Consider the following 20,740-nt stretch of genomic DNA (forward strand, 5'->3'; position numbering starts at 1 on the left):
GGGAGTGTCTAATGAGGATTCCCGGTAGGCATGTCCCCCACATCCGGACCCTGGTGCTGGCCGTGTTCATCGCCGCCTGTGCCGGACTGTTCGGGTACCTGTGGTTGAACTCCGGTGGCCGGCTACCCGGCATCTCCAAGGCGGGTTACACGGCCGAGGTGCAGTTTCGCACGGCGTCGAACCTGGTCTACGACTCCGACATCACCATTGCAGGGGTCAAGGTCGGCAAGGTCCAGGCGTTGCGCACCGAAGGCGACCTCGCGCACGTCACGATGCGGCTCGACCGGAACGCTCCGCTACACGAGGGTGTGACTGTCAAGGTCCGGAACAAGACGCTGATCCAGGAGACCTACCTCGAGATCACCGACGGCCGCGGACCTGCTCTGCCCGACGGCACCGTGCTGCCGTCGTCGGCGGGCAAGGAGGCCGTCGAACTCGACGACGTGCTCACGAGCCTCGACAAGCCGACGAAGGATTCACTGGGCTCGCTGGTCCGCTCGCTTGGTGCCGGTACGAAGGACACCAAGGAGGGTGTTTCCCAGGCGCTGCAGGGCCTGGGCGACCTCGGGCGCGAGGGCCACGATGCGCTCGACGCGTTGGCGGCCCAGTCCGGGGATCTGCAGGAGCTCACCGGCAACACCGCCAAGCTGCTGGCGGCGCTGGACACCCGGCAGGGGCAGATTGCCGACCTCGTGTCAGATGCCGAGAAGCTCACCAAGGCGACCGCGGGCAGTGACACCGAGCTCCGTGAGGTTCTGCGGCGGCTGCCTGGCCTGATGGACACCGCCAAGAACGCGAGCGGTGAGCTGAGCCGGTTGTCGCCAGCGCTTGCCCCGGTCGCGAGCGGCCTGAATGCGGCCGCGCCCGATCTCAACGCCGCACTGCAGGACCTGCCGGCCGCATCCGCGGATTTGCGTGGCCTGCTGCCTTCGCTGAACGGCGTACTCGACGCGGCTCCCGGCACGCTGCAGCGGGTGCCCGCGGTAGCCGCGGACGCGTCGAATTTCCTGCCGACTCTGAACGTGGCGTTGGGCGACGTGAACCCGATGCTGTCCTATCTCGTGCCCTACGCCCGCGACGTCGCCGCGTTCTTCACCAACATTGGCCAGGTGACGGCGCGGGGTGACGCCAACGGCAACGCGATCCGGCTGTTCATGGTTTTCAACGAGCAGAGCGTGAAGGGCCTGCCGGCGAACATCGACGTCGGGCCGCTCAAGAAGAACAACCCCTTCCCGGCGCCGGGACAGTCGGCGAATCCCGGCCCGTTCACCGGTTCCTACCCGCGTGTCGAGAAGGATCCGCCGAAGTGAGACGCCTCAAACTGAGCTGCCCGTCCCGCAAGGTCCTTGCGATGGCAGCGGCTCTCCTCGTCCTCGCCGGGTTCGTCGGCACCGGCTTGGCGAGGACGCGCATCGAGACCGGGGTCAGCTCGTTGCTGCCGGGTGACGACCCTGCCGTCACCCGGTTCGAGGAGCTGAGCAGATCCTTCGGCGGCGACCCGGTGGTCGTGCTGCTCGAGGCGGAGCAGCCTGGGCTGCTGCTGGACCAGCCGCACCTGCCGTCGCTGGTCAAGCTGGAGGGCGAGCTCGCGAAGCTACCCGACGTCGCGGCCGTCTACGGGCCGGGGACCGTGCTGAACCAGGTCGCTGGTCGGGCGCAGGACCTGATGGCCGAACTGTCCGGCCGCCGTGACCGGCTGCGCGCGCAGGCTCAGGCGCAGGCCAAGGAGCGCGGCGCGTCCGACGCGGCCGCCGCCAGGATTGCTGACGACGCGGTGGGCGGGTTCGACCAGCGGTACGGCAAGCTGCTTGTGCAGGCCCTGCCCGCCGGACTGCCAACGTTGAAGAACCAGGCGTTCGTCAAGGCCGTGGTGTTCGGTGCGGACGGGAACCCGCGACCGCAGTGGCATTTCGTGGTGCCGTCGGCGAAGGCGGCGGCAATCCTGGTGCGGCCCCGGCAGAACCTCGATCAGGCAGCCACCGAAGGGCTCGTCCAGGGCGTACGGGACACAGTCGATGCGGCCCGCGTCGACGGGGCGACGGTGACCGTGTCCGGGGTTCCCGCTATGGCCGGTGCACTGGCAGACGAGGTCCGTGCGGAACTGCCCCTGCTCGGTGGTGCAGCCCTGCTAGCGATCGCACTGTGTTTCCTGCTCGTGCCGTGGCACCGGCGCCGGCGTCGGCTGCTCCCACTCGCCGGCTCGCTGACCGCCGCCGCGGTGACTGTGGCGGTGTTCGGTTGGCTCGGCCGGCCGCTGTCACTCGGGGTGGTAGCGTTCCTGCCGGTGTTGCTCGGCGTCGGCAGCGATTTCCCGACCTACCTGTCACGGCGGGCCGACCGACGGGTGGTGTTCGCAGTCGCGGCGGCCACGGCGGCCGCGTTCGGTGCGCTGGCATTCGCGCCGCTGCCATTCGTGCAGGATCTCGGCATCGCACTCGGTATCGGTGTGCTGGTGGCCTTCGCCATCGGCTTGTTGTTCCGGCCGGTCGACGTGGAGCCCGAATCCACTGTTGCCCGAAATGGACGCAAGGCGAGTTTGCCGGTTCGGTTGGGTGTGGGGCTGGTAGTGGCGGTGCTCGCGGCCGGCGGCTGGGCGATGTTGCCGAAGGTGTCACTGCAGAGCGATATCGAGAGCTTCGTGCACGGGTTGCCCGCGTTCGAAGACGCGAAGCGGGTCGAGCAGGTCATCGGCTCCTCGGGCGAGGTCGACGTCGTCCTGCACGGCCCAGATGTCACCTCTCCGGAAGCGCTGGACTGGCTGCGCCAGGCCCAGGACGTGACCATCGCTCGGCACGGGGACCGCCTCCGCCCGGTCGTTTCGCTGCCGACATTGCTGAACTTTCTCGGGCCCGCGCCCACCAAGGACGAAATCACCGCGGCCGTCCGGTTGCTGCCGCCCTACCTCACCGGTTCGGTCCTGCGGGCCGACGGGCAGGAATCCGTGCTCTCGTTCGGGGTCCGGCTCAATGACGTCGAGGGCCTGGTCGGCCTGCGCGACGACTTGCTGAACCAACTTCCTCCGGCACCGCCGGGGTACCACGCCGAGCTGACGGGTCTGCCGGTCGTCGCCGCGCGCGGGTACGAGCTCGTGTCCGAAAACCGGTTCTGGACGAACGGGCTCGGCATCGCCGTCGCAGGGCTGGTGCTCGTAGTGGTGCTCGCCAGGCGTAAGGACGCGCTGCGCGCGGTCACTGCCGCACTCGTCGCGACCGGTATAGGCCTGCTCGGCATCGGAATGACCGGGATCTCCCTGACGCCGATTACGATGGCGCTGGGCTCCCTCATCGCCGCCGTCGGCTGCGAGTTCACGGTATTGCTGGCCGAGGCCGAACGGCGTCGCGACCTCGTGTTGCGCAGATCCGTGCTGCTGGTCGCTGCGGTCTCGACCGTCGGCTACCTCGCGCTCGCGCTCTCGCGGCTCGACGCGATCCGGCAGTTCGGACTACTGCTCGCGGCCGCCGTCTTGCTGTCCATAGCTGCCGCGTGGCTCGTGGTCTGGCTCGCGCCCACCCGCACCCGGTCCGGTCCCTCTTCCGAAACCACCCCAGTGCCCGATCTACTCGTGGGAGTCAACTCATGAAACTCACCGCACTGCCCGGCAAGATCCGACTGCCCCGCAGGCGCAGCTGGCGCATCCTGACCATACTGACGCTCGTGGTGCTGCTTAGCGGCTCCGGGCTCGCCTGGTGGTCGTCGCGCGCTGACGATCTGCCAGACGGCGTGGTCTTCACATACGGCGACCAGACCGAGACGGTCGAGAATTTGCAGGACCGGATCCAGACCCTGAAGGCGCTCTACGGGGTACAGCCACCGGACGCGCAGGACACCGTGAAGTCGGAAGCATTTCGCCGGGACACGGCGAAGGCGGTCGCCGTGGGCATGGTGCTGGAGCGTGCGGCGCGCGATCGCGGGATCGTCATCGCGGACAAGGCGGCGCAGGACGTTCTGACCCGGTTCATCTCCGAGCGGATCGGTGAAGGGCCGGACGCGAGGAGCAAGTTCGTACAGGCGCTTGGCACCACCGGGACGTCCGAGGACGCGGTGCTCGACGAGATCAAGCGACAGCTCGCGGTTTCGCAGTTGTTCGATTCGGTCACCAAGGGGAGTTCGGTCAGCGACATCGAGGTCGCGGACGCGTTCGCCCAGCGGAAGGAGCAGCTGGGCAATCCGGAACGACGGCAGATCACCAATATCGTGGTACGGACGAAAGAGGACGCAGACCAGGTGCTCGCCGACCTCAACGCCGGGACACCGTTCGAAACTCTCGTCGCTCAGCGGAGTCTGGACGGCGCCACGCGCGACAAGGGCGGCGATCTCGGCCAGGTGACGGCGGCGCAGCTCGAGGACGGATACGCGAAGGCGGCGTTCGCGGTACCCGCCGGCGGCCTTTTCGGTCCCACGCAAACCACTCATGGCTGGAACGTTGGCCGGGTCCGCCAGGTCCTGCCGCCACAGCCCGCAGTCTTCGACCAGGTGAAGGACCAGCTGAAGCAGCAACTAGTGCTGGAGAAGGCGCTCGCAACGTGGCGAGAATGGCTCGGAGCGAAACTCGTGGGTGCGGACGTGCGGTACGCCGACGCATACCGCCCGGCCGACCCGTCCGCACCGCCGCAGCAGGCGCCGGGCTGGTCGCCGTCGCCGGGACAGATCCCGGGACAGGCGCCCGGGCATCCCCAGCCGCCGCGATGATCGTGGACTTCGCGGTGCTCGCGGCTGTGGGTGCGGTACTGCTGACGATAGGACGGTGGGGCCGCCGCGCGGCGGCAGTGCGGATCAGCCCGACCTTGCCGAAAACCGAGCGTCTGAGACGGATCAGGAAGCTGCGGGGAAGCGGATATGCGCTCCAGGTCATCGGCGTGGTGTTCACGCTCGCCGCGATTTGGAGCCTCTGGTGAGGCTCAGGAGGAATCGGGCGCGCCCCGGGCTTGCTGCGTCCGCAGGAAGAGCGAGACCGCTTCGGCACGGTTCGCGGCGCCGAGCTTGCGCAGGATATGCTTGACGTGGGACTTGGCTGTGTCCTCGGAGATCGTCAGCCGGGTGGCGATTCCTGCGTTGGTCTTGCCGTCGCCCAAAAGCCTGAGTACTTCCAGCTGACGCGGGGTGAGCGCGGACTCCACGAAGGACCGGGTCGGCACCGGGCCGGGCGGCGGCACCACGGGGTCACCGATGACCGGTGCAGCCGGGAGGCCGGTACTCAGGATCCGGTCCATGGTGTTGGCGATGTTCATCGTGAACTGATCGACCTCGGTCCGCAGCGACTGGACGCGTTCGACCAGCACGGTGCGGCGGAACACGATGCCGAGCCCCTGGGCGAACATGCCGAACACCTCGCGGTCTAACTCGTCGACCTGACGCCTCTGGACGTGCCGGTCCGCGTGCACCAGCCCGAGTACGCCGTCGTCGCTGAGCACGGGAGCGACCACATAGGACTCCATTCGAGCGGCCTCGACCAGGCAGGCGAGCCCACGTACTTCGCGCTGCGTATCCGCGACGAGCAGCGCACGTCGTCTGCGCACGGCCTCGGTCTCGACGAGGGTGCGGTCCAGCACCGGGGATTCCGTGCGGCCGATCCGCAGAATCTCCGCAGCCCAGCCGGGATCACCCAGCACGGTGCAGGACTGTGGTATCCACACCGATTCGCGGATCTCGGAGAACAGCGCTCGGTCGAAGCCGAGCTGGCATACGGCCTCCGGCACGCGTTCCACGAGCCGGGCCACCGAGCGCGCGTCCTGCAACCGGTCCAATGCTTCCTGGACTTGAGTGTGGACTCTCACGCGGAGTTCTAGTTGAGCCTGTCGCAGTCGCTCGCGGACATCGGAGACCTCGATGAACAGGTTCAGGACCTCGCCGGTATGGCCTGCGGTGGCACGTTGGCCGACCCGCTCGGCGATTTCGGCCAGAATCTCGTGCGCGGCAACGAAATCGTCGGCCACGTCCGGGTCTGGACCACCGCCGAACAGAGCCCGGGCTCGTGCGGTGACCGCCCGGATCTCGCGCAAGACGACTTTGGGAATACGGTGCCCTCGGCCGAGCCGAGGCGGAGTCAACGTTGACTTCATGGTTTCCTCTCAAGCCGGGACGAGACACGGGGCGCCGGACCCGCTCGTGACCTCGTCGTCGAACGCGTCCGGCGCGGCGCTGTACCTTGAGGATCAGGCGTCGGCGGAAACGGCTGTGGTGACGGCGAATCCCGCAACCCACTCTGGTACCGGCTCGTAGAACCGGTAGTTAATCACGTAATTCCCGCGGGCTGCCATCGCGGCGTACGCGGCGATCCAGGTTCGCACCTCGTGTGAGGAGTTCCCAGCCTGCTCGGCGAACCATGCGTTGTCCCAGGCGTCGACGTGCTGGAGCTCGCCTGCCGAAATCAGATCAAGGAACTGTCGATCCCACTCCGGATTGATCGGCCGCATCGACGACGTGCCCGCGGCTAGCTCCAGACCGGAGGCGATCACCCTGGCCTGCCGCCGTGCGCGCTCTTCAGGCGTCGGGTTACGGCCGTCGATCAGCCGGGCGGCGACCTCTTCGGTGGCGTTTTCCAGTTGCGGCACCGGGGGATCGTGCGAGAGTCCGCCGGAGCCGAGGAACAGCACGCGCTGCTCGGCGATGTGTGCGCTCGCGTGGCCGACCGCCGTGCCGAGTTGCCGGATGCGGCCGACGGGGCAGAGTGGTGTGGCAACCGAGTTAATGAAGATGGGGACGACGGGAACTTTGTCGAGCCCGTCGAAAAGGATCTGCAGCGGCTGGGAAAACCCGTGGTCGACGTACATCCGTTCGGACACGGCGATATCGATCCCGGCCGCCAGCACGTCCTTGGCCATTGTCCGCGCGGATTTGGCGACCGAGAGTTCGCCAGCCGGAGTGTTGTAATCACCGAGCGCGGTGGCGTGCGTTCCGATACAGAATTGCGGCATCATGTCGTAGAAGAAGCCATTGTAGTGATCGGGCGCGAAGAGCACAACGAGGTTTGGATCGAATTCCGCGATAAAACTTCGCGCCTGGTCGAAAGCCATCTCGACTCGCTTCTCGACAGCTTTCGCCGGATGGTTGAACCCGATCAGCGGCGAATGGGACAAGGCGCACACAGCAACGGGCATCGAGCCACCAGCCTTTCTTTGTACTCATGTTCCAGGTGAAACATGCTAGAATCTTAGCACCCCTGGTTTCGACGAGGCAACAGAAGGGCATCTGGCATGGCAGCATCGATCGGGAATCGCAGCAAAGGCAGTCACAGGGCTCGGACAAAGCGAAGGAAGATGGAAAAATGTCACCGGATCAGCTCTGCCGCCTACGCCGCAGTCGCGCTGACGAGCGCGGTCGTGGTCGGCAGCGGGGTGCTGCTGGTCGAACCCGTCGCCGATGGGCGGCGCCTGCCCCTTTTCACGACGGACCGGGCACAGGCGACCACGCCGGTTCCGCAGGCATGGTCGTTCGTGCCCGGGGCCCGGCTCCCAGTTACGCTCCCAGAAGTTTCGGTGCTGCCGCCGCTCGCCGCGCCGGTGGGCCACCGACGCGGCGCTGCCACCGGACCTGGTGCGAGTTCGGGCATTCCGGCCACGGTTCTCGACGCCTACCGTCGGGCCGAGACCTTGCTAGCTCGCGAGAATCCGGGCTGTCACCTGGCTTGGGTGTTGCTCGCGGGTATCGGCAAGATCGAGTCGAACCACGCCCGACGTGGCGACGTTGACGCACAGGGAACAATGGTCCGCCCGATTTACGGCCCCGCCCTGGACGGTTCGCCAGGTTTCGCGAGTATCGTCGACCGGCAGAGCGGGCAGTGGGCACGTGCTGCCGGCCCAATGCAGTTCATTCCGTCGACATGGGAAAAGTGGGGCACGGATGGATCGGGTGACGGCAACGCTGATGTGCAGAACATCTACGATTCCTCGGAGTCGGCGGGGCGGTATCTCTGCGCGGCCGATCGCGACCTTAAAACCGCGACGGGACTGCGCAGTGCCATCCTCAGTTACAACAGGTCTGAGGATTATTTGAACAAGGTCATGGCCTGGATGCGAGCTTATTCCGCCGGGTCGTTCGCAGTCCCGGACGCGCCCGGAAACGCAGACCAGGACCCGACACACGGCGAGAACGTCGACCGCGCTCCGGCTCGCCCAGCCTCGGCATCGCACGGTGGTGTGGCCGACCCCGCTCCGGCGAGGTCCGCGCCCGCCGAGCCGGTTAAGCCGCCCGCTCGATCCGCACCCGCACCGACTCCCGCACCGACTCCCGCACCCGCACCGATCGCCGAGCTGCCGGTCAGCGTGTCGGCGCCGCTGGATGGTGTGGTCACGACCGTCGGGCAGACGGTGGGTGGGCTCCTCGGCCCTCTCCGCGCATCTGAATCTCGATAAACGGACTGATGGCGCCGCCCAGTTACAGAGGCGGCGCCATCAGTTTTTTTCACGACCGGCCGCGCCGCATGCACAGCGCGGTCTGGCGAGGTTCAGGAGTCCGAGTCCCGGACTTCGCCGACGAGCCGGCGCCAGCGGCGGCCGTTCTCCCGCGCGCCTTCGGCATAGGCCTCGGGGACGACGTGGTACGGCGGGCGCACGGGGCCTGCGGTGACGTAGCCGGCCTCGTCGAAGCGCAGCTTCTCGAGACTGATGTTGTACTTGGAGAACTCGCCGAAGTTCGTCCTGGCGAGGAACGGCTCGTAGGTCCACTCGATGCGGTGGGTGAGGTGCCGTGCCGCCTCGACGTCGCCGGAGCGGATCGCGTCGCGCAGGGCGAGCACGGGTTGTGGGCCGCACAGGGCGCTGCTGCTCCAGCAGCCGAGTGACGTTTCTGGGTGGAGCGTATGGGCCGCGAGCCAGTCGCTCTCCAGCGGCAGCAGTCGGAGCCGCCCGCCGACCGCGGCCACGTCCGCGGTGAACTTGGGTGTGATCGCGATGTACTTCGCACCGATGATCTGGGGCACCTTGGCGAGCTCGGCGTAGACCGCAGACGGGATCGGCCCCTTGAACGCCTCAGGGTTGTCGTAGAGGACGATCGCCATGTCCGGGAACAGGTTCGCGACGTCCCGGTAGAAGGCGAGCAGGGCGTCGGCGCCGAGTGCGCTCCACATCGGACGGCCGAGGATGACCCCGCGCACGCCGAGATCCCGCAGGAAGCGGATCCGGTCGATGGTCTCCCTCGTGTTAGGGGTGGTCGCGCCGACGAACAACGGTAGGTCCGATGAGGTGTCCGAAACCGCGTCCGCGACGCAGGCGGTGAAGGCCTGCCATTCGTCCAGCGTCAGGGTCGCCATCTCACCGAGTGTGCCGTTGGTGATGATCCCGTCCACGCCGTCGGCGACGAGCGCACGGATCATCCGGTCGGACTCGTCGAGGTCGACGGTGTCGCGTGCGGTGAGCTCGGCCGCCCCGGGCAGCGCGGGGGTCGGGGCGACGGCGATGACGCCACGCACGTCGTCGACACCGAACTTCTGCACCACGGGGCTCTCCTTGTGCTCGCTGGGAAAGGGCGCTTGGCCCGGCGGGTCAGGTGGGGGCTTACTGACCCGCCGGGCCAACCGGCTTTTTTGGGGGACTTTCAGGAAGTGCGGCCGAACGACTCCGGTGGCTGCAGCCCCCACGGGCTGAACGCCTTCGGGAAGTCGTCCCACACCACGGGGTCGTTGCGGCGCACCCGCGGCATCTCGGCCGACAGCTCGTAGCGGTTCCCCGCGGCCCAGAAGTAGGTGTAGACGTTGCCGCCCACGCCGTGGCGGCCCGGCCCGACCTCGATCGGCACGTTGTGCAGGGCGAGCTCGTCGGCGGCCAGCTTGAGATGGTCGAACGACTCCATCCCGAGTGCGTAGTGGTGTAGCGACTTACCGGCTTCGGGGGTGGAGATGATCGCGATGTCGTGGTGCAGCGTGCTGGCCCGGCACCAGGCCGCTCCGATGACTCCGGGCGCCGGGGCGAAGATATCGGAGATCTGGAAGTCCAGCAGCTCGACCAGGAAGTCGACCAGCGGTTTCGGGTCCTGTGCCTGCACGGTGATGTGGTCGAAGTCCAGCGCGCGGATCCCGCCTCGGTGAGGGGCCTTCGACGGGTGGATGTACTGCGGTCCGGTCGAGAGCAGCGCCAGTTCCATGACGTGCCCGGAGGGTGCCTGGAACTGCAGCGACTGGACCACACCGGGGTGTTCGTCAGTGCGGGTCTCGGTCGCAACGCCGGCTTCGGCGAGACGCTTCGCGTAGCGGTCGAGGTCGGCGACGTCGTCGACGCGCAGCGCGAACTTCCGAACCCCGGTCCCGCCGGCGGTCAGCACCAGGTCGCAGCCGCCGTCGATACCGACGGACAGCCGCACCGCGCCGTCGGACCGGCCGAGTTCCTGCATGCCGAGGACGTCGGTGTGGAAGCCGATCGCCTCGTCCAGATCGGCTACGGCGAGTTCGGCGTGAGCCACCTGTGAAATGCCCATCAGTAGGTCAACTCCTATCCACTTTGTCGTAAGAGATGTTCCCGGCGCTTTCCCGCCGGTTGATGCCGAGGCCATCGAGTTGCCGCGAGTTCTCGACGAGGATCATGCGAACGCGTTCGGTGCCGTCGTTGTAGTGCCGGTGCCAGACCCACGGCGGGGTGTAGACGAAGTCCCCGGCCGACCACCGGAGTGTTTCCGGTCCGATCTCGGAGTAGCCGCTGCCCTCGAGCACGCAGTGCACGGACTCGTGCACATGGCGCTGGAGGTCGGTCGCCGTGCCTGCCGGAATTTCCTGGAGGTAGAACTCCATCGACTTCGCCGGCAGGTCGGCCAGCACTCCGACCCGGCTGGGGTTGCCGGTCACGTCCTCCTCAAGCCACCGGGCACTCGCCGAAGGGGTGATCAGGTTGCCCGGCATCGACCGCTCCGGGTCGTAGTCCTTCATCTCGTGGAGCTTGTGCATCCACTGCTCGAAATTTGTCATAATTCTCCCCTAGGTTGAGGTCATCCCGCCGTCGACGACGTGTGTCTGCCCGGTCTGGAACCCAGCGAAGTCCGAGCAGAGGTGGGTCACCAGCTCGGCGATCTCGTCGGGACGTCCCCACCGGCCGATGGGCAACTCGGTGGCGAGCTGCCGTTGTTCCAGCTCGGCCACCGGCACGTCGGCCGCCGCGGCGCGCGCCGCGGCGAGCGCGCGCCGCCGCGGCGTGTCGATGTGGGCGGGGGCGATGACGTGCGTGGTGACGCCGTTTGGAGCCACCTCGGCGGCCAGTGACCGCGCCAGCGCGGCCACTCCGGCCCGCATCACGTTGGACAGGTGCAGCAGTGGCAACGGCTTGACCACGCCGACCGAGGTGACGTAGATCAGCCGTCCCCACCCGGCCGCCGACATCGCCGGCAATACCGCGCTGGTCAGGGAGATCGCGCTGTTCAGCAGGAGACGGTATGCCGAATCCCAGTCCTCCGCCGAGAGTTCGGAGGCCTTCGCCGCGCGCGTGCCGCCGGTGTTAGACACCAGGATGTCGATGCCGCCGAGCGCCTCGCGCGCGGCGGCGGCTGCGGTGGCCGCGGCACCGGGCTGGGTGAAGTCAGCAATCGCCCAGTCCGCCGCACCGATATCACGGGCGACCTCGCCGGTGTGCGGCCCGGTTCCCGTGATGAAGACCTCTGCCCCGTCTGCCCGTAGAGAAGCCGCGATCGCGGCGCCGAGCCCACTCGACCCGGCGGTGACCAGGGCCCGCCGGCCGCGCACCCTCATGCCGCAGCACCCTCGCCAGTGCCGCCGGACAGGACGCCGGCTTGCCCGATCGACGTGGCCAGCAGCCCATCGATCAGGCCGAGCGGTTCGGTCCAGTCGTACTGGTTGAACTGGGTGTTGATGCGGAGGAATAGCGGGTCACCGGCGTAGAACCGCTCGTAGAGTTCGTGGCGGCCGCCGAAGGCGGAGACCGCGAGATCGGCGGCCACCTTGTAGATCGCGATGCGGTCCAGGCTGTTCGTCTCGGGGCCGCGGTAGAACCGGGTGATGTCCTCGGCGATCGGTGAGTCGAACGCGCTTACGTCGGCTGGCTGGTAGAGTAAGCCACCGGCGAGAATCTGCTGCAGGATCTCCCGGACCCGCGGGTACCAGCGGTTCCCGGAGTTGCGGATCGCGTAGAGCGGGCGGACGTCGGGGAACAGGAAGCCCTCCTCGTTGCGCTGTGCACCGGACTCGGACGCGAGGACGGCCGCCCTGGTCAGTTCGATGTAGGTGGTGATCTCGCCGAGCGCGTCGCGGACCTGGGGGAACTGGTCGGTCTTGACGATCTCGGTCGCGCGCTTGGCGATGCCCGCGACGAACTGGAGCTTCGCTAGCATCCGGACCGAGGTCTGGACGCCGGTGAAGGCGTTGGAGTTGATCGCCCAGATGTTGTTCACTCGCTCGTAGTCCTGATTGATGAAGACCCGGTCCCAAGGCACCAGCACTTCGTCGAACACGATCACGGCGTCCATCTCGTCGAACCGGCTGGACAGCGGGTGATCGAAGGCATTCCCCCCGCCGAACGGCTCGCGGCAGATCAGTCGGACGCCCGGCGCGTCGGCCGGGATGGCGAACGCGATGGCGTAGGGCTTCTCCTCGGCCGCGTACTTCCGTAGCGAGAACGGCCAGACCAGGATCTCGTCGGAGTACGGCGCGGCCGTCGCGAGCATCTTCGCGCCACTCACGATGATGCCGTCCGGAGTCTCGCGTTTCACGCCGAGGTAGGTGTAGGGGTCAGGCTGCTGCGACGGCGGCTTCGAACGGTCGACCGGCGGGTCCGCCAGCGCGTGGGACAAGAACAGGTCGTTGTCCCGCACGTACTTGTAGTACGCGCGCACCCGGTCGGCGCCGTCGCCGAAGAACTCGGCGTTGGCGTTCCACGCCACCAGCATCGCGCTGACGAAGTCCGTGCTGCGCCCCATCATGCCGAAGCTGGAATCCGCCCACTGCTTGTGCATGACGCGGCGGAGCTCGAGGTCCTCCGCAGTGCGGGGCATCAGGAACTGCACGCCTTCCTTGGGAGCACCGCCGTCGGGCGCGAAGAGCATGCTGTCGGTCTTGAACTGCAGGTCGTAGAGGCGGGCGATCTCGGCCGCGGCGCCGGACGTCGCCTTGTGCCCGGCCACGTCGGTGATCTTCTCGGCCCCGACCCACAGCTCGGGACTGTGTGCGCGCAGCCGGTCGAGGTACGCGGTGCCGTTTCGTGCGGTCATCACTTTCCTTTCAGGAACCTAACGTGGGTCTCGTTGAACTGGTCCGGCTTCTCCCACTGCGGCCAGTGGCCGGCGCCCTCGATGACTTCGAGACGGCTGCCGGGGATGAGCTCTTCCAGTAGCGCGGCTTCCTCGACGGAGGCCGTCGGGTCGTGGTCGGTCCACAGCAGCAGGGTCGGCGAGACGATGCGGCCGCACCACTCCGAGGACCAGACGTACGGGCGCCGGTGTTCCCAGTCCTGCACCGCGAGGATGTTGCGCATCGCGTCCTCGAACCCCGGCTGGGTGTAGATCCGCAACCGCAGGTCGACGAGCTCGTCGGTGACGAGGCTCTTGTCGTGGAAAAGCCATTCGACCCTGGTGCGCACGGTCTGCCTGCTCGCTTCGCGGACCGCCTTCATGCTCGATTCCTTCAGCCCGGCCATCACCTCCGGCTTGTTGGTGACGTTGCCGGGAGTGTTGAGCACCAGCCGATCGATCCGTTCGGGGTGGTGTGCCGCGGCCCACGCCGCCACCCAGCCGCCGAGCGATTCGCCGGAGAGATGCGCTTTTCCAATGTCCAGCGCGTCCAGCAGCGCGATCAGGTGATCGCTGAGGTAGTCGATCGTGTAGGGCCGGTCAGGTTTCGCCGAAAGCCCGTGCCCCGCCATGTCGTAGAGGACGATCCGGAATTCCTTCGCCAGATCGCGGACGTTGCGCGAATACGCCTCCAGATGCCCGCCCGTGCCGTGCACCATGACCAGTGCCGGACCGGTACCCGCTTCTACCACCCGGGTGGCGATGCCGGCCGCGTCCACGGTCCGCTGGCGCAACTCGACGCCCGCCAAATCGCCCCAGATGCTTACGTGCTGCTCCACAGCATTCCTTCCTGTCGCAACCTGCCTCCATTTTGACATACTAGAATCTCAGAAGCAACAAGCTTGTCGTCGCTCGATGGCGAAAACGGGTGCCATGGTCGTAGGCACGCACCCGTTCGGTGGGAGAGTGACTACACTTCCATGAACTTCCAGAACCGCGAAAGATGCTCCTCCATGAGCCTGCCGGCCCGGTCCGCGTCGCGGCGCTTGATCGCCTCCGCGATCTCTGTGTGCTCGGTCTGCGCCCGCGTCAGGTCCGTGCTCAACCGGTTCTTCTGGAGGTAGAAGTCGTTGAGGTCCCAGCTGTCCATGGCCAGGTCGGTCAGACGCTGGTTGCCGCTGGCCGCCAATATGGCGGAGTGGAAGTCCCGGTTGGCTGCGGCGAAGGCGAGTGCTTCGTTCCGCTTGGCCGGGCCGATGCCGCGCACCAGCATGTCGTGGATTTCGGCCAGTTGGGCGCCGGTGGCGGTGAGTGCTGCGAGCCGTGCGCCCGCCCCTTCGAGGATGCCCGCCACTGCGAAGTGGTCGCGCACCTTGCGTTCGTCCGGGACCGTCACCTGGCATCCGACCTGTGGAATGATCGAGATGAATCCGGCGGCGGCCAGTCGCATCATCGCGTCCATCACCGGCCTGCGGCTCACGCCGAATTCAGTCGCGAGGTCGTAGGTGCTGAGGAGCTCGCCGAATTGATGGCGTCCCTCGAGTAGCTGGGTGAGGAGCGCTTGGTAGATCTGGTCTGTTTTGGTGACTGCCGCGATCATGGGCATGGACTATCCGGCCTTTCGGTGTGGGAAGGTCGGGGCTGCGTACTGTCGCTCACGCCGAGATTCTAGCGTGTCAACGGCGAGCGGGCTGCGCTGGAGCGGGAGCCGGGTTGCAGTGGCCGGTCATTGGTCCGGGTGGAGCGCCGGTCTCCCGCCGTCTGGTGGCAGCGCTGAAGCCGGAGCGGACTCCCGCTCCGGCTTCAGGTACGCCGAGGCCGTGGACAGCGACCTCGGTCAGTCCACCGACCAGTCGGTGTCGTCGATCTGGCCGAACATCTTCATGGCGGCTTCGAGGCCGGGCAGGTTGGCGAGTGCCACCGACATGGAACCGCGGAACTTGACCTTCCGGGTGACCATCGCCTTGGCGGCGGGCAGTTCGCCGGCGCCGAGGCGCTGCCAGGTCTCGACCTTCGCCGTCAGCAGGAAGTCCGGCTTCACACCTTTGGCAGGGGTGCCGGCGCGCACGACTTCGCCGGCGTTGACCTCGATCTGGCCCGCGCGACTCTCGTTCTCGGCGAGCCGGTATTCGACGACCATACTCAGCTCCTTGAGGCCCTCGCGCGTCGCGTCCGTGGTGTTCCACAGCTCTGCGTAAGACTTCATCCACTCCGGCGACAGGACGGGTGTTCCCATGGTGTGCTCTCCTTCGGTTCGGTTGCGTGACGGACAACTGGGGTTTGACATCGCAGTCAAAGATACTAGTATCCTAGAACCAGTCAAGCTGTGAACGCGGTCCTGCTCCGTATCGGGCCCGCGCTTTCCGGAGGAGACAAAGATGTCTGACGCCAAGGTGGTCACATGTTGAGGGACGAACTTCGGCAGATCCTCGAGCAGGGTTTGCGTGACGTAGAGGCCGACTGGACTGTTCCAGCCGCGATCATCAATGACCCGGAGATGCACGATGCCGAGCGTGAGCGCGTGTTCGGCCGTTCGTGGGTGTTCCTCGCGCACGAGAGTGAAATCTCGGAGCGCGGCGATTACGTCGTCCGCTACATCTCGGAAGATCAGTTCATCGTCTGCCGGGACGAAGACGGCGAGGTCCGTGGCCACCTCAACAGTTGCCGCCACCGTGGCATGCAGGTGTGCCGCGCCGAAATGGGAAACACGTCGCACTTCCGCTGCCCGTACCACGGCTGGACCTACAACAACAAGGGCAGTCTTGTGGGCGTGCCGGCCGGGCGGGAAGCGTACGGCAACAAGCTGGACAAGTCTCTGTGGCAGCTCAAGCCGGTCCCGAAACTGGACACCTACAAGGGGTTGATCTTCGGCTGCCTCGACCCGGAGGCCCAGTCGCTCGAGGACTACCTCGGGGACATGAAGTTCTACCTCGACATCGTGCTGGACCGCAGTGACGCCGGTCTGGAGGTCGTCGGCGCCCCGCAGCGCTGGGTCGTCGATGCGAACTGGAAGCTCGGCGCCGACAACTTCGTCGGCGACGCCTACCACACGATGATGACGCACCGCTCCATGGTGGAACTCGGGCTCGCCCCGCCGGACCCGAAGTTCGCGCTCTACGGCGAGCACGTGCACACCGAGAACGGGCACGGCCTCGGCATCATCGGCCCGCCGCCGGGCATGCCGCTGCCCGAATTCCTGGGTATGCCGGAGAACATCGTCGAGCAGTTGCAGCGCCGGCTTTCCCCGGAGCAGGTCGAGGTGTTCCGGCCGGTCGCGTTCATCCACGGCACCGTGTTCCCGAACCTGTCGATCGGCAACTTCCTGATGTCGAAGGACCACGTCTCGCCGCCGACGTCGTTCCTCACGCTTCGGCTGTGGCACCCGCTCGGCCCGGACAAGATGGAGATCATGTCCTTCTTTCTGATCGAGAAGGAAGCGCCGGACTGGTACAAGGAGGAGAGCTACCAGGCCTACGTGCGCACGTTCGGTATTTCCGGCGCGTTCGAGCAGGACGATGCCGAGAACTGGCGCAGCATCACGCGGGTGCTGGGCGCCCAGTACGCCAAGACCATGGAGCTCAACTACCAGATGGGCCGTGGCGTCTACGAGCCCGACCCCGACTGGCCCGGTCCTGGCAAGGCTTTTCCAATGGACTATGCCGAAGCTAACCAGCGGAATTTCATGGAGTACTGGATGCAGCTGATGGTCACCGACCCGGCGCCGCGCAGCGGCAACGGCAAGGTGTCCGACGATGCCGCGGCCGAGACACTCGCGCGAGCGGAGGCGTAGCACCTATGACTACTGCAACCGAGATCACCGACATCAAGGTCCGTGAAGCCACCGAATGGCTCTTCACCGAAGCCGAACTGCTCGACGCTGGCAAGTACCGGGAGTGGCTCGACCTGGTGGCCGAGGACCTGTCGTACGTCGTGCCGCTGCGGGTCACGCGCGAGCGTGAGGCCGAGACGGACATCGTCGAGGGCATGACTCTCATGGACGACGACTGGGACTCGATGGAAATGCGCGTCCTGAGGTTGGAGACCGAGTACGCGTGGGCGGAGGACCCGCCGTCGCGATCACGACACTTCGTGACCAACATCCGGGTCGCCGCCGGCGAGGCGGAGGACGAGGTGGCCGTCAAGTCGAACCTGCTGCTCTACCGCACCCGCGGTGACGTCGCGACGTTCGACATTCTCTCCGGTGAGCGCCACGACGTGCTCCGTCGGGTGGCCGGCGGCTACCGCCTCGTCAAGCGGGTGGTCGTGCTCGACCAGACCACCGTCATGACACACAACCTCGCCTTGATCATGTGACGGAGGCAGTTCGGTGACCATTATCCGTAACGAAGGCCAGGACCCGATCATCCAGATTGCCAACGAATTCACGGTGATCCAGGTCAGCTACATCAGTACCGGCCAACGCGAACGCCTTCTCGTCAGCTCCCCCAGGCTCGGGTTCCAGACCCTGCTCGACCCGCTGCAGCTGGAAAGCCTCACCTGGCAGACACCCGAAATGTATTCGAAGCTTCTCGACACTCCTTATGGCCCCGGCGTGAAGCTCGACGCGCGGCCGCTGTCGGCCCTGCTCGGAAAGGACTGATTCACGTGGGATTCCTAGACGGAAAGGTGGCACTGGTCACCGGAGGTGGATCGGGTATCGGCCGTGCCGTGGTCGATCTGTACGTGCAGGAGGGTGCCAAGGTTGGAGTCCTCGAGATCTCGCCTGAGAAAGCGCGGGATCTGCAGGAGAAACTGCCACGTGAGGCTGTGGTTGTGACGCAGGGCGACGCGACATTGATGGGGGACAACGAACGCGCCGTGGCGGACGTGACAGAGGCGTTCGGCTCGCTGACCACGCTCGTGTGCGCGGTGGGGGTGTTCGACTACTTCACCGAGATCCCGCAGCTACCGAAGGACAAGATCGACGAGGCGTTCGACCAGCTCTTCGGCGTCAACGTGAAGAGCAACCTGCTGACCGTGAAGGCGGCGCTGGACCAGCTGATCGAGAACCGGGGCCAGGTCATCCTCACCATTTCCAACGCCGGGTTCTACCCCGGGGGCGGCGGTCCGCTCTACGTGTCGTCGAAGTTCGCCGTCCGCGGTCTGGTGACCGAGTTGGCGTACGAACTTTCGCCGCACGTGCGGGTCAACGGGGTGGCGCCCGGCGGCACGATCACGGATCTGCGCGGCATCCCCGCGCTCGCGAACGAAGGCCAATCGCTGAAGGACGTCCCGGACATCGAGGGCCTGATCAAGGGGATCAACCCGCTGGGCGTCGTCGCCCAGCCGGACGATCACTCCTGGGCCTACGCGTTCCTTGCCGCGAAGGAACGTGCGCCCGCGGTCACCGGCACGATTATCCACAGCGACGGCGGGCTGGGCGTGCGCGGGATGACGCGCATGGCGGGGCTCGAGCCCTGATCCGGCACCGCGCAAAGCAGGGAGACGGCCTCGGATGTCCAGAGTTCCGGGCCGTCTCCCTTCCACCCTCGAAAGGAGGCGTCGATGAAGACGCTGGTGGCTACCGAAGAAACCCAGGCCGACCCGGCCAGCGCACTGTGGATCTGCGATGTCTGCCAAGACGTGTACGACCCCCGCCTCGGCGACCCCGAAGGCGGGATCGAGCCCGGCACGCCGTTCGGCGACATCCCCGACGACTGGGTCTGCCCGGTGTGCGGGGCGCGCAAGAAAGAGTTCCGGATGCTTGCGCCGGGCGAAGAGTACGACGTCGAGGACGACGCATACGCGGGAGCGCAGGGGTGAGCACACCGGGCCGCATCCTCGTCTGTCTCAAGCAGGTCCCGGTGCCTGGGCGGGGCGTCTTCGACGAACGTACGAAACGGATCCGCCGGGACGACGACCAGACCGTCACCAACCCGCCGGACCTGCACGCGCTGGCCCAGGCGCTGGCCGTGCGTGCGGAGACCGGCTGGGAGGTGGTGGCCGTGACGATGGGGCCGCCCGCGGCCGCGGAGACACTACTCGACGCGCTGCGCCGGGGTGCCGACCGCGCCGTCCACCTGGTCGACCGGCGCTTCGCCGGTGCCGACACCCTGGCTACGGCCCGCGCGCTCGCTCGGCTCGTAGCGCGGGAGGGCCCGGACCTGGTGCTTACCGGTCGGTGGACGCTCGACGGCGGCACCGCGCAGGTTGGACCTCAGGTCGCCGAGCTGGTCGGCCTGCCGCAGCTGACCCAGGTGACGAACCTGCGGGTCGGCGACGGCGTCCTCTCCGCGGACGTCGAAACCGACGTCGGCCGCGAAGCCTGGACCGTCGCGTTGCCCGCGGTGGTCTCCGTCGGGCGGGGTGCCGAGCCGCCGTGGGTGACCGAGGCCGATCCGTCGGCCGTCGAAACGCTGACCGCCGAGGAACTTGGGGGAGGACCGCGGGACTTCGGCACCCGGGGTTCGCCGACCTTCGTCGCGGAGATCCGGCACCAGGCCCGCGAGCGCTCGGCGGCGGAGTACGGCGGCGTCGGCTTCGACGCCGCAGAACTGCTGGAGGCCGCTTTCGCGCCGGTCGCACCTGTGGCCGAAGTCGTCGTGCCCACGCCGTCGCGCGAGATCTGGACGGTCGCCGAGCCGCTGCCCGGTGGCGGCCTGCACCCGGCGAGTCTCGAAGCGTTGGCCTGCGCCCGCTCGGTCGCCTGCGACCTGCGAGCCACAGTCGTCGCGGTACTGCCGTGCGACCAGCCGCACGACCTCCCGCGCGTACTCTACGCGCATGGGGCCGATCGGGTACTGGTGCTGCGCTGCGGCGAACCGGCGGAATACCGCACGAATCTGGTCACCGACGCGCTGAGCACGGCGATCGCCGCGCGTTCGCCGTTCGCGGTGATCGCCCCGTTCAGCGCCCGTGGCCGCGATTACGCTCCGCGCGTCGCCGCCCGACTCGGCCTCGGCCTGACGGGGGACTTTACCGCGCTGGAAGTCCGCGACGCGGACACCGACGAGCCGGACCTGTTGTGGCTCAAACCGGCGCTATCGGCGGACGTGATCGCGCCGGTGATCGCGCACTCCACACCGTCGTTGGGCACGCTGCGGCCCGGTTCCTTCACGACGCGAGCCGTTCGCGACCAGGGGGAACCGGACGTCGAGTTCGCCGACGTCACCGCGACCGGCGACGATTTGTGCACCGCGGTGGAGCGCCGGGTCGAAGTTCCGGACGGCCCGAGGCTCGCCGCGGCCCGGTTGGTCATCGGCCTCGGGCCTGGTCTCGGCACCGGCGCCCGGCGCGTCGCCGAGCGCGTCGCCGCGACTCGGGGCATCGCGCTCGTCGCGACGTCGGCCGCGGTGGCTGCGGAGGAGGCGCCCCCGCAGCTCGAGATAGGGCCACTGGCCCGCAGCATCGCGCCTGCGGTCTACCTCGGGCTCGGGCGGCACGACCTCGGCACGCTCAAGGCGGTCAAGGCCGCCGGCCGGGTCATCGTCGTCGACCCGGACGCCTCGCTCGACGAGTTCGCCGGTCTCGTGGACGCCGTCGTGAGCGCGAACGTGGAGGGGGTGCTTCTGGACCTGTTGCTGGCGACCTCTGGTGCGGCCGCGAGTTGAAGCATCATGATCACATAATTTTTTTTAACCTG

General features: G+C 67.3%; 21 protein-coding genes. 11 read left to right on the forward strand and 10 right to left on the reverse strand.

Annotation, left to right across the window (positions count from 1 at the left end):
- The first annotated feature begins 11 nt into the window (after nucleotides 1-11).
- The 4 genes from BM199_RS24455 to BM199_RS24470 are packed head-to-tail and all read left to right on the forward strand — an operon-like array spanning nucleotide 12 to nucleotide 4,895.
- The gene (locus BM199_RS24455) at nucleotides 12-1,310 is read left to right on the forward strand and encodes an MlaD family protein (RefSeq protein WP_091675935.1); all 1,299 of its coding nucleotides are present in this window, start codon (nucleotides 12-14) and stop codon (nucleotides 1,308-1,310) included.
- 41 nt (nucleotides 1,311-1,351) lie between these two features.
- Entirely contained in the window at nucleotides 1,352-3,580 is a 2,229-nt protein-coding gene (locus tag BM199_RS24460; protein ID WP_091675937.1) for an MMPL family transporter, read from the forward strand.
- Entirely contained in the window at nucleotides 3,577-4,689 is a 1,113-nt protein-coding gene (locus tag BM199_RS24465) for a peptidylprolyl isomerase (protein ID WP_091675940.1), read from the forward strand. Before BM199_RS24460 ends, BM199_RS24465 begins: the two co-directional genes overlap by 4 nt.
- A complete protein-coding gene (locus BM199_RS24470; RefSeq protein ID WP_091675942.1) occupies nucleotides 4,686-4,895 on the forward strand; it encodes a hypothetical protein in 210 nt (69 codons plus the stop codon). Before BM199_RS24465 ends, BM199_RS24470 begins: the two co-directional genes overlap by 4 nt.
- A gap of 3 nt (nucleotides 4,896-4,898) precedes the next feature.
- Here the strand turns inward: BM199_RS24470 and BM199_RS24475 are convergent, their stop codons facing one another.
- Nucleotides 4,899-6,059, reverse strand: coding sequence for a LuxR C-terminal-related transcriptional regulator (locus BM199_RS24475; protein ID WP_245788638.1), 1,161 nt, complete (start codon nucleotides 6,057-6,059; stop codon nucleotides 4,899-4,901).
- 93 nt (nucleotides 6,060-6,152) lie between these two features.
- Nucleotides 6,153-7,097, reverse strand: coding sequence for a 3-carboxyethylcatechol 2,3-dioxygenase (locus BM199_RS24480; RefSeq protein ID WP_177242771.1), 945 nt, complete (start codon nucleotides 7,095-7,097; stop codon nucleotides 6,153-6,155).
- 159 nt (nucleotides 7,098-7,256) lie between these two features.
- Between BM199_RS24480 and BM199_RS24485 the strand changes: the two genes are divergently transcribed.
- Nucleotides 7,257-8,351 (forward strand): lytic transglycosylase domain-containing protein, encoded by a 1,095-nt coding sequence (locus BM199_RS24485; RefSeq protein ID WP_091675948.1) that lies wholly within the window; start codon nucleotides 7,257-7,259, stop codon nucleotides 8,349-8,351.
- Nucleotides 8,352-8,443: 92 nt separating this feature from the next.
- Here the strand turns inward: BM199_RS24485 and BM199_RS24490 are convergent, their stop codons facing one another.
- The 8 genes from BM199_RS24490 to BM199_RS24525 all read right to left on the reverse strand — a co-directional run bounded on the left by BM199_RS24490 (nucleotide 8,444) and on the right by BM199_RS24525 (nucleotide 15,394).
- Nucleotides 8,444-9,433, reverse strand: coding sequence for a dihydrodipicolinate synthase family protein (locus BM199_RS24490; protein WP_091675950.1), 990 nt, complete (start codon nucleotides 9,431-9,433; stop codon nucleotides 8,444-8,446).
- 98 nt (nucleotides 9,434-9,531) lie between these two features.
- On the reverse strand, nucleotides 9,532-10,407 hold the full coding sequence (locus tag BM199_RS24495; protein ID WP_091675953.1) for a VOC family protein: 876 nt from the start codon (nucleotides 10,405-10,407) through the stop codon (nucleotides 9,532-9,534).
- 7 nt (nucleotides 10,408-10,414) lie between these two features.
- A complete protein-coding gene (locus tag BM199_RS24500; RefSeq protein WP_026197883.1) occupies nucleotides 10,415-10,891 on the reverse strand; it encodes a cupin domain-containing protein in 477 nt (158 codons plus the stop codon).
- Nucleotides 10,892-10,900: 9 nt separating this feature from the next.
- Nucleotides 10,901-11,665, reverse strand: a complete 765-nt coding sequence (locus tag BM199_RS24505) for an SDR family oxidoreductase (protein ID WP_091675955.1) — start codon at nucleotides 11,663-11,665, stop codon at nucleotides 10,901-10,903.
- Nucleotides 11,662-13,140, reverse strand: coding sequence for a 4-hydroxyphenylacetate 3-hydroxylase family protein (locus tag BM199_RS24510; RefSeq protein ID WP_091675958.1), 1,479 nt, complete (start codon nucleotides 13,138-13,140; stop codon nucleotides 11,662-11,664). The genes BM199_RS24505 and BM199_RS24510 overlap by 4 nt, the downstream gene beginning before the upstream one ends.
- Nucleotides 13,140-13,997 carry an alpha/beta fold hydrolase gene (locus BM199_RS24515; RefSeq protein WP_020501053.1) on the reverse strand — a complete coding sequence of 286 codons (858 nt, stop codon included), beginning with the start codon at nucleotides 13,995-13,997 and terminating at the stop codon, nucleotides 13,140-13,142. Before BM199_RS24515 ends, BM199_RS24510 begins: the two co-directional genes overlap by 1 nt.
- Before the next feature lie 131 nt (nucleotides 13,998-14,128).
- Complete coding sequence (locus tag BM199_RS24520) at nucleotides 14,129-14,758, reverse strand: GntR family transcriptional regulator (protein ID WP_211323230.1); 630 nt, start codon at nucleotides 14,756-14,758, stop codon at nucleotides 14,129-14,131.
- A 237-nt stretch (nucleotides 14,759-14,995) separates the two neighbouring features.
- Complete coding sequence (locus BM199_RS24525) at nucleotides 14,996-15,394, reverse strand: SCP2 sterol-binding domain-containing protein (protein ID WP_091675963.1); 399 nt, start codon at nucleotides 15,392-15,394, stop codon at nucleotides 14,996-14,998.
- Nucleotides 15,395-15,559: 165 nt separating this feature from the next.
- On the opposite strand from BM199_RS24525, the gene BM199_RS24530 reads away from it, so the two are divergent.
- From BM199_RS24530 to BM199_RS24555, 6 genes are all read left to right on the forward strand, one after another.
- Nucleotides 15,560-16,948, forward strand: a complete 1,389-nt coding sequence (locus tag BM199_RS24530) for an aromatic ring-hydroxylating dioxygenase subunit alpha (protein ID WP_091675967.1) — start codon at nucleotides 15,560-15,562, stop codon at nucleotides 16,946-16,948.
- Nucleotides 16,949-16,953: 5 nt separating this feature from the next.
- The gene (locus BM199_RS24535; protein ID WP_091675970.1) at nucleotides 16,954-17,472 is read left to right on the forward strand and encodes an aromatic-ring-hydroxylating dioxygenase subunit beta; all 519 of its coding nucleotides are present in this window, start codon (nucleotides 16,954-16,956) and stop codon (nucleotides 17,470-17,472) included.
- Nucleotides 17,473-17,485: 13 nt separating this feature from the next.
- Nucleotides 17,486-17,758, forward strand: coding sequence for a hypothetical protein (locus tag BM199_RS24540; protein WP_020501048.1), 273 nt, complete (start codon nucleotides 17,486-17,488; stop codon nucleotides 17,756-17,758).
- Nucleotides 17,759-17,763: 5 nt separating this feature from the next.
- Complete coding sequence (hcaB, locus tag BM199_RS24545; protein WP_091675972.1) at nucleotides 17,764-18,579, forward strand: 3-(cis-5,6-dihydroxycyclohexa-1,3-dien-1-yl)propanoate dehydrogenase; 816 nt, start codon at nucleotides 17,764-17,766, stop codon at nucleotides 18,577-18,579.
- An 84-nt stretch (nucleotides 18,580-18,663) separates the two neighbouring features.
- Nucleotides 18,664-18,921 (forward strand): rubredoxin, encoded by a 258-nt coding sequence (locus tag BM199_RS24550; protein WP_020501046.1) that lies wholly within the window; start codon nucleotides 18,664-18,666, stop codon nucleotides 18,919-18,921.
- Nucleotides 18,918-20,708: an electron transfer flavoprotein gene (locus tag BM199_RS24555; protein ID WP_091675975.1), complete on the forward strand. Its 1,791-nt coding sequence runs from the start codon at nucleotides 18,918-18,920 to the stop codon at nucleotides 20,706-20,708. Before BM199_RS24550 ends, BM199_RS24555 begins: the two co-directional genes overlap by 4 nt.
- Nucleotides 20,709-20,740: the final 32 nt, after the last annotated feature.

Source organism: Amycolatopsis marina (assembly GCF_900111885.1).
GTDB classification, from domain to species: Bacteria; Actinomycetota; Actinomycetes; order Mycobacteriales; family Pseudonocardiaceae; genus Amycolatopsis; species Amycolatopsis marina.